Raw genomic sequence first — 10,912 nt, forward strand, 5'->3', positions numbered from 1 at the left:
TGACGGCGCCGTGTTCATTACTCTAGAAGGCGGGGAGGGGGTGGGCAAAACCACCCAGCAAGCCCTCTTGGCCGAGCGGCTGCAACGAGAAGGCTACGCCTGCGTGTCTACCCGCGAGCCGGGAGGGACGGCGCTGGGCGAAGCGCTGCGGGAGCTGCTGTTGCACGGGGATCCCTTGACGCCGCTGGCCGAGCTGCTCCTGTACGCTGCGGATCGGGCTGAACACGTGAACAAGGTCATCGCGCCGGCTCTCGCGGTGGGACAAGTGGTGATCTGTGATCGCTTCACCGATTCCACCTTGGCCTACCAGGGCTACGGTCGAGGCCTGAACTTGGAGCAGATCCGCCAGCTCAACCACTTGGCCACCGGCGGGCTGCAGCCGCAGCTTACCCTGTGGCTGGATCTTGCTCCCGAAGTGGGGCTGGCGCGCTCCCGTCTTGGCGACAAGCTCGAACAGGAGCACCTGGAGTTCCACCGCCGGGTTTACCGCGGATTTCAAGCTCTAGCCGCCGCAGAGCCGCAGCGGATTGTCCGCATTCCCGGCGAGGGATCCCCGGCGGAGGTGGCCACACGCATCTGGGCAGCGATCAGGCCCCACCTACCAAAGGCTCTGTCCTGCTAACCCGAATGGCGGTGGGGCGGAGCGCAAGGGTCTATTTCTCAACCGTTTCCCTGTCCATACCTTGCTCGGATCCCTCTGAGGTTAAGAGTAGGTTAAAAAAGAAGAGAGCGCGGGTGACCTCAGGCTAAGTTAAGTAGGCTATGCAGGGAAAGCCTTTTGCCTTTTTCAGTCCCAGGTTTGAGAGGTAGAGGAGATTTGCCGTGAATGCCATTGCTGCTGAGCAGAAAAGCGAGCGCTCGATCTTGCTTGCGTCTTCCCCTTCGCCCAGCGTGGCCGCTTTGGCCCACCAACTGTTGAGCCAGCAATGGCAGCGGCTGCAGAAGCACGTGGGGCGGGTTCTCAACCAACACCCGGAGGCAGCAGAGTCCCTCCATCAGATCCGGGTGGGCCTGCGCCGCATCGGCACCTGGGTGGAGGTGTTTCAGGGATCCCTGCGCCTGCCCAAGCCGCTCAGGCCCAAACGTTTGCGAAAGTTGATCAAGACGCTAGGCCAGCAGCGGGATCTGGACGTGTTGCTAGAAATCCTCCACGAGCCCTGTTGGCAAGGGATCCCGGCAGACCAGCAGGCGGAGCTAGAGGAGCTGAAGGAAAAGCTGCAGCGGCGCCAAGCTCAAGCCGAGAAACACTCCCGCCGCATTCTGGCAGAGGAGGACTTCCTGAAGTTCCAGGCTGCTTGCGAAGAGTGGCTGGTTTCTCCTCGCTACCGGCCTGCGGCCCAGCTTCCTGTGCAGGAGAGCTTGCCCCATCTTTTGGCGCCGCTAGTGGCGGCGTGGTTCCTGCAGCCGGGTTGGCGGATCCCGGCCTTCCCCGAAACCGAAGCTCAGGCTGAACAACTGCATGACCTGCGCAAAGCCACCAAACGCCTGCGCTACCAGCTAGAGTTTTTTGCACCTTTCTACGGAGAGACCCTCCAAAGCTGGGTGAAGGCCCTCAAGCGTCTGCAGGAACAGTTGGGCCGCTTTAACGACTTGCAAGTTCTCCAGGCCCAGCTACCTGTCGACTCAAGCTTGCAGAACTGGCTGCAGGAACAACAGAAGCTGGCTCTCCAAGATTGGCCCGCGCAGCAACAGCGTTACTGTAACCCTGCCGAGCAGCAGCGGCTATATCAGTTGCTCTTCTTGGCTGGGGAGAGCAGCAACGGGGAAGTCCAGGTGGTAGGCTAGAGCAGGGGTTTGAACCGCAGTTGGCCGGACAGGATCGCTCCAGATCCATGGCTAGGTGTAAGGGCGACGTCCAGCTCCACTAGGTTTGAAAATGCCCATGAAAAAGAGAATTGCCACGGCCGTTGCTTTGCTCTGCTGTCTACTGGCCCTGCTTTTCTTTTGGCGCTTAGGAACTGCTGCCCGAAAACAAACCCTCCAACTCTACATCTGGTCGGAATACATTGACCCAGCCATTCTCACGGCCTTTGAGAAAGCCACTAACAGCCGCGTAGTGGTGAGTGTGTACGAGTCCAACGAGGACATGATTGCCAAGCTGCGGGGGGGCGGCGTCAGCCAGTACGACATTGTCGTGCCCACCGACTACGTTGTGCCCAACATGGTGGAGCTGGGCCTGCTGCAGCCTCTCAACAAAAACCTCATTCCCAATCTCCGCAACCTGGACGAGAAGTTTGTCGGCTTGCCCTTTGACCCAGAAAACACCTACACCGTTCCCTACCAGTGGGGCACCACCGGCATTGGCTACCGCAAAGACCGCCTGCCGGAAAACTTTGAGCGTTCCTGGGGGCTGATCTTTGATCCTAAGCAGCAGTACGGCCCCTTTGTGATGATCGACGAGATGCGCTCTATGCTTGCGGCTGCCGCCTTCTACCTGGGCTTTGACCCCAGTACTACCGTTCCCGCAGAGCTGCAGCAGATTCAGGAGCTGTTGATTCAAGCCAAACGCCGCAGCGCCGGTCTCATTGGCGGGGTGGGCGGCAAAAATCAACTGGTCTCCGGGACAGCCAACGTGGCGGTTGTCTACAGCGGTGATGCCCTGCAAGCTGCCGAAGAAAATCCCAACATTGGCTACTTTGTCCCCCGCGAGGGCGCCCACATTTGGCTTGACGTGATGGCCATCCCTGCCAAAGCTCCTAACCCAGAGCTGGCCAACCGCTTCATCAACTTCATTCTGGAGCCGGAAATTGGCGCTCAACTGAGCAACTACAACCGCTTTGCTACCCCCAACGCTGCTGCCCTGCCCAGGATCAACCCCCGGGATCGCCAAAACCCAGCCATATACCCCGATGAGGCGACCTTTGCCAGGCTAAAGTACCTCAAAGTGCTGTCGCAGGAGCAGCTACGTCTGGTTGACGCTGTCTGGACTGCCGTCAAAAGCAGCTAGGGATCCACTGCCTGCGGCTTGTTAGCTCTCGACACAAAACTTGACACTTTTTAATATCTGAGCCACATTGGGAATGTCACCTACTGATGGAGTTGCAGCCATGGAAAACCAAGAAGCTAAGTTTGGCTTTACGCCCTTTGCCGAAAAATGGAATGGCCGGCTGGCGATGCTGGGCTTTGTAATCGGCGTTTTGACCGAGCTGCTCACGGGCCAAGGGATCCTCTCTCAAATCGGCCTGATGTAATCCCAAGCCCTGGCACAGACCCTTTCTGCTCGGCTGGCAGCCGAGCTTTTGCTTTGCTGAGGCTCTACCCCCTACAAATTCTGCAAGTACTGGCAAATGTCGGCTAGGATGCGCTCCAGCTCCTCTAGGCCCTGGGAAGCCCTGGCCCATTCTGGTGCAGCACTGTCCAGGGATCCCTGCTGGGCCAGTTGCACCCCCAGGTGCTCGAGCTCGCGGGCTGCTTGAGAAAAGGCATGGGCCCCCACGTTAGCGCTGGCTCCCTTGAGGCGGTGGGCAATTTTCCTCAAGTCTTCAGCATTACCCGCTGCAACGGCTTGGCGCAGCCGCGGCAACTGGTTCTGGCAATCCTGGACGAACACCTGCAGCAGCTCCCGCTGAAACTGGCTGTCGCCGCCCGTAACCCGCTCCAAGCAAGCCGAGTCGATGGGATAGGGCAGCGTGGGATCAGAGTTGCCGCTGGCACCCTTAGGAGAAGGCGGAGCGGGCGAAGCCACCTCGGAGGTAGGCCCATTGGCTGCTCCTAGTGCGGAGGAGGCGATCTTGCGGCTCCAGTAGTTGATCACTCTCTCCAAATCCTCCTTTAGCACCGGCTTACTGAGATAGTCGTCCATCCCTGCTTGCAGGCAGCGCTCCCGATCCTCGTGCATAGCGTTGGCCGTGATGGCAATCACCACGGTGTGGTGGCCAGATCCCTGCTCCCGCTGGCGCAGACGGCGCGTGGCCTCGTAGCCATCCATTACTGGCATTTGGCAATCCATGAAAACGAGGTCGTACTTGACTTGCTCCAGCAGATCCAACACTTCTTGGCCGTTGGCCACCACATCCGCCAAGTAGCCCAAGCTCTGGAGCTGGCGCAGGGCCACCTTCTGGTTGACGGGGTTGTCTTCTGCTAGCAGGATGCGCAGGGATTGCTGGGGACGGCTGGGTGAGGGCGCACTTTGAGAAGCGGCAGTGCTCATGGATAGCAGCGAAGTGGCCAGGCCGGAGGATTTGCCCAGCGCCATGACCAGCGCTTCCTGCAGACGGCTTTGTTTTACCGGCTTAACCAAGTAGGCGGCAAAGCCGATTTCGGCAGCGCGGCGGGAGTGCTCCCCCAGTCCCAGTGAAGTCATCATCACCAGTTGCGTCTGGGACAGTTCCGGATCCGCCTTGATCCAGCGGCCCAGGGTCTCCCCATCCACCTCCGGCATCTGCATGTCCAAAACCGCCAAGGGGAAAGGGATCCCTTCCCGCGCAGCCTGGCGCAGCTTGTCCAGAGCTTGATAGGCGTTCTCGGCCTCTTCCACCACCATGCCCCAAGCGGTGGCCTGGTAGCGGACAATCTTGCGGTTGGTGGCGTTGTCATCGACTACCAACAGCCGCTTGCCCTGGAGATCGACAGGGATGCGGGCGGGCTGCTGGGAGATCTGTCGGGCGTAGGGCTGTCTTTCCAGGGTGAGTTCGAGGCTGAAGGTGCTGCCGCGGCCCTCCTCGCTCTCCAGGAAGATCCGACCTCCCATCAGCTCTGTCAGTTGCTTGCAAATGGCCAGGCCCAGCCCTGTGCCCCCGTATTTGCGGGTGGTGGAAGCATCCACCTGGGTAAAGGGCTGAAATAGCTTGGTTTGAGCATCCTTGGGGATCCCGATCCCTGTATCCCTGACCGAGAGCCGCAGTTGGACGTGGGTGGCTGTTTTTTGCAGCAGCTCGGCCTGGATGACCACCTCCCCTTGGTGGGTGAACTTGATGGCGTTGCTGACCAAATTGTTGAGGATTTGGCGCAGCCGCGACGCATCCCCCCGCAGATAGTGGGGCACTTCCGGCGGCACGAGCACCGCCAGCTCCAGGCCCTTGGCATGGGCAGTGGGGGCAAACAGATCCGCCACCTCTTCCAGACACGAGCGGAGATCGAAATCCAGGATCTCCAGCTCCATTTCCCCGGCCTCCAATTTGGAGAAGTCCAGGATGTCGTTGATGAGGGTGAGCAGCGCATCGCCGCTGACGCGGATGGTCTCTACAAAGTCCCGCTGTTCTGCATTGAGGGGGGTCTCCAGCAGCAGGCCCGTCATCCCCAACACCGCGTTCATGGGGGTGCGGATCTCGTGGCTCATGGTGGCCAAGAAGCCGCTTTTGGCCTGGGCAGCTTGCTCTGCCGCTTTGCGGGCTTGTTCCAGCTCGAGGCTGCGCTTTCTCTCCCGCTCCAAAAGGGCTGCTTGGGTGAGGGCAATGCCGATTTGGTTGGCCAGTTGCGATAGCAGCTCAATCTCAAACGGCTGCCACTGGCGGGGTGCCGAGCACTGGTGAGCCAGCAACAGCCCCCACAGCCGCTGCTCCATCAATAGGGGCACCACCAGGTTGGCCTTGACCTGCATTTTTCGCAGCAGCTCCAGGTAACAGGGCTCCAGCCCTTCGGTCTCCACGTTGCTGACGGCGCAAACCCGGCCCTGGCTGTAGAGCTGGGCGTACTTTTCCTGAAAACAGGGATCCTCGATCACCTCTCCCATCAAGGAGGGGATCCCCGGCTGAGTTTTCTCGTTGGAGATGATCCCGGAGCCATCCGGCTGGAAGCGGTAGACCAAGACTCGGTCGGCTTTGAGCAGGGCTTGGATCTCCGTCACTGCCGTTTCCAGGATCTCGGCAATATCCAAAGATTGGCGGATCTTTAAGCTAAGATCGGCCAGGAGTTGAGCCCGCCGGCTCTGGCGCTCCAGCTCTTCGGCAGCTTTTTTGCGCTCGGTGATGTTGCGGAAGATGCCCCGCGTGGAGACCATCACCCCATCTTCAAAGCGGCAGTTGACATTGCCCTCCACCCAGACCGTTTCCCCGTTAGCAGTTACAAAGGCCGTCTCGACGTTTTCCAATAGCTCTCCTGCCATGAGCTTTTGAAAAAGCATCTGGCAGTGTTGCCGATAGTCGGGGTGGATGATGTCGAAAACCCTCATTTGCTGGATTTGAGTTTCGTCGTAGCCCAGGGTTTCTTTCCAGGCGCGGTTGACATACAAAAAGCGCCCTTCGGCATCCACGCTTTGGATGAGGTCGCTAGCATTTTCAAAGAGATCCCGGTAGCGCTCTTCGCTTTCTTTGAGGGCCAGCTCCGCCAGCTTGCGGTCGGTGATGTCGAGACCGGTGCCTATGACAAACTCCACCTTGCCATCGGCGCTGACCAGGGCAGTGTTGGTCCAAGCAATCAGCCGCAAGGCCCCCTGCTTGGTGCGCCAGAAGTTTTCATGGCGGTTCAAGAATAGGGAGGGATTGCCCCTGAGCTGTTCAAAAGCTTGCTTCACACCAGGCACATCTTCCGGCGGGATCAAACCCAAATCCCACAGCAGCCGGTTCTTAACTTCTGCCAGCGAGTAGCCAGAGAGCTGCTCAGCAGCGCGGTTAAAGCGCAGGATGCGCCCTTCCGGATCCATGACCACCACCAGCGCCCCTGCCGTATCGATAACCGCGTTGGTAAAATCTCGCTCTTGCTTGAGGGATCGTTCTGCCTCTTCTCGCTCGGCAGTCTCCCGGCGGATGAGGAAGTAAACGGCGCTCAGAACCAGGTAAGTGAAAATCAGCCCCCCCAGGGCAACAAGATTGGTTCTCACCCAGGTTAACTGCAGTTCCTGATTGCGTTGCTCCAGAAGGCGATTCTCCTCCTGCTGCAGCACCCGAATCAACTCGACAATTTGCTCCGTTAACCTTGGCCCTTCGCTGCTTTCTAGAGCTTCCTGAACGGCAGGTAGCCCCTCTTGCTCCCTCAGCCGGATCAAATCCTGGAAAACCCTCAGCCGTTGCTCCAGCAGCAGCTCTAGGCGCTCCAGGCGCTCTTGCTGCAGGGGGTTGTCAGCAGTGAGCTCTTTCAACAAGCGCAGATGGGTGGAGGTGGCTTCAAGGCTGGCTTGGTACTCACTGAGATAGCGAGGATTATTGGTCAGAAGATAACCATATTGACCGGCCTCGGCGGCTCCGGTTTCCGCCAACAATCCCTCCAAGCTTTGGATTGCTTTCAGAGTGTGGGCCACTCGGCTTGTCAGTTGCGGCAGTTGAGAGGCATTCCGCTGAGCTGAGTAGGTGATCCCGCCCAGAAGCAAGGCAGCTAGGCCAAAACCGGCCGTCACCTTGAGGAGAAAGCGGTTTTTGCGGGCAGGTTTAGTATCCCCCGACTTAGGCAGCAGAGGCGTCTGAGCCAGTTCCCTCAAGCTACGGCGCAGCTCCAACTGAGCTACTACCTGATGGGCCAGAGCCTTGAGCTGCTCCAATTGCTCCGGGCTAAGCTGCCGAGGCTGATAATCGATAACGCAAAGCGTGCCTAAGGCTTGCCCTTCTGGAGTTACCAGAGGGATGCCAGCATAGAAGCGGATGTGGGGCTCTTGGGTAACAAGCGGGTTGTCGGCAAAGCGCGGATCCTGAGTGGCATCCGGCACCACCAGCGGCTCTTGGGGAGACAAGATGGCGTGGGCGCAGAAGGCCACATCCCGGGGAGTCTCCTGCACATCGACGCCGAATTTGGCTTTAAACCACTGGCGGTGTTCGTCGATAAGGCTGACCAGAGCAATGGGCGTGCCGCAGATGTAGGCGGCAAGGCGGACGATCTCGTCAAAGGCAGTTTCAGGTGCCGTATCGAGAATCTGATACTGCCGCAGGGCAGCCAGCCGCTCTTTTTCGTTGGGAGGGAGGGGGGCTTTGGGCATAGGCCAGGAAGGGATCCCGATCCACCGATCTCGGAGGTCGATAGTCTCAAGGTAAAAGAGGTAACCCCAGCATAACCTCCAAGCCTCTCTACCGGAAGCTACAGGGATCCGATCCCCAAGCCCACTTCCTGCTGGATGAGCTGTCTGCATTCTCGCCCTGCTCAGCAGCTCCGTCAGACGAGGCAAAATTACAGGCCCAGACCTGACCTATCCAGATCCGCTGTAGGCAGAAGAGAAAAAAGCTGGTCGGATCTCAGTCTCGACATTCGTACTGGTGTCAAAGCCAGGGAAGATTGATACAATAAACTCCAATCTATGGTGTTAGTTAAGATGACCAGGCTATTTCCTATCGTTCGTATGGGAACTTCAGGTTGAAACTTTTTAACAAAGGGCCTAGCATGATACCACAAGCTCGGCAAAAGGAGAATAGCTTTAGCTATGCAAAAGCTCCAAGATAGCCTGGTAGAGGCCTTGAGCATTGATGGTGCCTTGGGGGTAGCACTGGGGGATTGGAAAACCGGGATGTGCCTGGGATACAAGGGTACCAACAGCCCTGCCTTTCCCGAAGCTAATCTAGAGCTGGCTGTTGCCGGAAACACAGAGGTGATCCGCGCTAAGATGCGAGTTGCGGAGTCCCTTGGATTCACTGGAAGAGATACTTATCATTCTGGAGACTCAGTACCACCTGATGTATCTACTCAGGGATATACCTGGCTTGTTTTTCTATCTGGCCCTGGATCGAGAGAAAGGAAACCTGGCCCTTGCCCGTATTAAGCTGGCTCAAATTGAAAAGAAGCTGACTCTGTAAGAGGAAGTAGAGGTGAAGCCAGAGATCTTAGCTGTACTTAGATGCGGAACCGGGGACTTGAACCCCGATGGCATTGCTGCCACTAGAACCTGAATCTAGCGCGTCTACCATTCCGCCAGTTCCGCAGCGATCTATAAGTCTGCCCAAGAAAAGGGATCCCTGTCAAGGGCAGAGGCAGGTTCTGCAAAGGGATCCTACTCTTATGCTAAGCTCGGCTGCGCACGCAATGGATCCAGAGCGCTAACTTTGGCGGCTTTTACTTTTGTTTGCGAGGGCACCTGCCCCAACACGCAGGCGCGGGCGGGATATTTCATCACCCCCCACGGCGAAATTCCCACCCCTTGCTTCATGCCGGTGGGAACTCTGGCCAACGTGAAGACCCTCACCCCGGCTCAGCTCAAGGAAACCGGTGCCCCCATCCTTCTCTGCAACACCTACCACCTCCACCTGCAGCCCGGCGAGAGCATCATCCAAGAAGCAGGGGGGCTACACCACTTTATGGGCTGGCCGGGCCCCATCCTCACGGATTCGGGCGGCTTTCAGGTCTTCAGCCTCAGCGCCATCCGCCAAATCGACGAGGAAGGGGTAACGTTTCGCTCGCCCCGCGATGGCCGTCTCATCCGTTTCACCCCGGAGCTGTCTATCCAGATCCAAAATGCCCTGGGGGCAGACATCATCATGGCCTTTGACGAGTGCCCGCCCTATCCTGCTAGCCCTGAGGCGGTGGCGGCAGCGGTGCGGCGGACTACTCAATGGCTGAAGCGCTGCGTGGAGGCCCACCGCCGCTCAGACCAGGCTTTGTTTGGCATTGTCCAGGGCGGGGTTTACCCGGAGCTGCGTCGGCAGGCAGCAGAAGAAGTCTGCCGGCTGGATCTGCCCGGCTATGCCATCGGCGGCGTCAGCGTGGGAGAGCCGGTGGAGCTGATGCACGCGGTGGTACGACAAACAGCTCCTCTGTTGCCGGCGGATCGCCCCCGTTATCTTATGGGGGTAGGCACCTATGCCGAGATGCGGGCGGCAGTGGCTGCCGGCGTGGACTTGTTTGACTGCGTCATTCCCACGCGCTATGCCCGCCACGGCACCGTGATCAGCCGCGGCCAACGCTGGAACATCAAGAACGCCGAACACCGCCGCAGCCTGGATCCCATCGATCCCGACTGCCCCTGCTACACCTGCCGCCACTTCAGCCGCGCCTATTTATGCCACCTCATCCGCGCCCAAGAGATCCTGGGCTACACCTTGCTTTCCATCCACAACATCACGGAGCTGATGCGCTACACCCAAAAGATGCGCCAGGCCATCCTGGAAGGCAAATTTCATGAGAACTGGGATCCGTGGCGCGAGGGCTGAGCCTCCTCGGAAAGCTTCGTCAATATCAGTAAATGTTCGTGGGTTAGGCTTCCTAATCGCTACAATGAGCGAAGAACCTAGTCTTAACCTCGGAGAGGAGCATGGCTATTCGCACCCTGCAAAGTGTAATTGAGCAGCATATTCCTGGGCTCCCTGGCCTCATCGCCGTCTTGGTAGGGCGGGTCACGGATGGCAAAACGGTAGCCAAAGTAACTTACGCCCGCGATGCCCAGGAAGAACAGGCGCTGTAACTTTTGGGCACCTACGCCAGCGATTTGCTCCAAGCCAACAACCGCCTTTGCCAAACGGTCAGCCCTGAGGAGGAGACGGATTACCTCACAACGGGCTCATCTCATGTGCGGGTGATCCTGAAGTCTTTCCCCAAAAGTCCCTACTTTGTTTTGTTTTTGACCCGCTCCATCACCGACCTCAAAGCAATTTCAGAGCGGATCAAAGCTATCCTCATCGACGGCAAACCGCTGCTGCCTCCTGTTCAAGACGGCACCCTATCCACTGCTCAGGCTTTGATTAGCTACGCCAAGCGCTACGCTCCGGATCCCAACTTTGTCATGCTGCGCTTGTCCCTAAAAACGGGCATTGACCGCATCCGCCTAGAAAAAGGCACCCTAAACCCCCAGGAGCTCCGCATTCTCCACAAAGCGGTATCTGAGGTATTGGGGGTAGAGCGCTTGCCTATTGCCTTGCCTAGCTAAAGGCTAAGGTTGTAGAAGTCGTCAACTGTTGCCCCTTCCTATCGCCTCGAGCTCAAGCCACCTATGTTGGAGCATCTACGCCTTGACCGCGAGCGCAAGCTCATTTCTCTCTTTGGCGAGCCGGTGATTTTCCACTGCCACCACTACAGCCTGTTAAGGGCTCAAGGGGTACAATAGCAGCACTTAGCAAACCAACTT

8 protein-coding genes and 1 tRNA gene are annotated in these 10,912 nt (G+C 58.3%); 7 read left to right on the forward strand and 2 right to left on the reverse strand.

Features of this window, described 5'->3' with window-relative positions; all coding sequences use genetic code 11:
* The first annotated feature begins 10 nt into the window (after nucleotides 1-10).
* From tmk to NW848_RS00810, 4 genes are all read left to right on the forward strand, one after another.
* Entirely contained in the window at nucleotides 11-622 is a 612-nt protein-coding gene (tmk, locus tag NW848_RS00795; RefSeq protein WP_414402438.1) for a dTMP kinase, read from the forward strand.
* Nucleotides 623-822: 200 nt separating this feature from the next.
* Nucleotides 823-1,785: a CHAD domain-containing protein gene (locus tag NW848_RS00800; RefSeq protein WP_414402439.1), complete on the forward strand. Its 963-nt coding sequence runs from the start codon at nucleotides 823-825 to the stop codon at nucleotides 1,783-1,785.
* A 91-nt stretch (nucleotides 1,786-1,876) separates the two neighbouring features.
* Nucleotides 1,877-2,947, forward strand: a complete 1,071-nt coding sequence (locus tag NW848_RS00805) for a spermidine/putrescine ABC transporter substrate-binding protein (RefSeq protein ID WP_414508298.1) — start codon at nucleotides 1,877-1,879, stop codon at nucleotides 2,945-2,947.
* A gap of 100 nt (nucleotides 2,948-3,047) precedes the next feature.
* Nucleotides 3,048-3,191 carry a high light inducible protein gene (locus NW848_RS00810; RefSeq protein ID WP_414346668.1) on the forward strand — a complete coding sequence of 48 codons (144 nt, stop codon included), beginning with the start codon at nucleotides 3,048-3,050 and terminating at the stop codon, nucleotides 3,189-3,191.
* A 71-nt stretch (nucleotides 3,192-3,262) separates the two neighbouring features.
* On the opposite strand, the gene NW848_RS00815 is transcribed toward NW848_RS00810, so the two are convergent.
* Both NW848_RS00815 and NW848_RS00820 read right to left on the reverse strand, forming a co-directional pair.
* Nucleotides 3,263-7,843 carry a GAF domain-containing protein gene (locus NW848_RS00815; RefSeq protein WP_414508299.1) on the reverse strand — a complete coding sequence of 1,527 codons (4,581 nt, stop codon included), beginning with the start codon at nucleotides 7,841-7,843 and terminating at the stop codon, nucleotides 3,263-3,265.
* An 850-nt stretch (nucleotides 7,844-8,693) separates the two neighbouring features.
* Nucleotides 8,694-8,776 (reverse strand) — tRNA-Leu (locus tag NW848_RS00820).
* A 121-nt stretch (nucleotides 8,777-8,897) separates the two neighbouring features.
* Here NW848_RS00820 and tgt point away from each other — a divergent pair.
* From tgt to NW848_RS00835, 3 genes are all read left to right on the forward strand, one after another.
* On the forward strand, nucleotides 8,898-10,001 hold the full coding sequence (gene tgt, locus NW848_RS00825) for a tRNA guanosine(34) transglycosylase Tgt (protein ID WP_414508300.1): 1,104 nt from the start codon (nucleotides 8,898-8,900) through the stop codon (nucleotides 9,999-10,001).
* A 101-nt stretch (nucleotides 10,002-10,102) separates the two neighbouring features.
* Nucleotides 10,103-10,252 carry a hypothetical protein gene (locus tag NW848_RS00830; protein ID WP_240527777.1) on the forward strand — a complete coding sequence of 50 codons (150 nt, stop codon included), beginning with the start codon at nucleotides 10,103-10,105 and terminating at the stop codon, nucleotides 10,250-10,252.
* Between the two features lie 3 nt (nucleotides 10,253-10,255).
* Nucleotides 10,256-10,714, forward strand: coding sequence for a hypothetical protein (locus NW848_RS00835; protein WP_240527776.1), 459 nt, complete (start codon nucleotides 10,256-10,258; stop codon nucleotides 10,712-10,714).
* The last annotated feature ends 198 nt before the right edge of the window (nucleotides 10,715-10,912 follow it).

It is taken from the genome of Synechococcus sp. RC10A2, assembly GCF_047502605.1.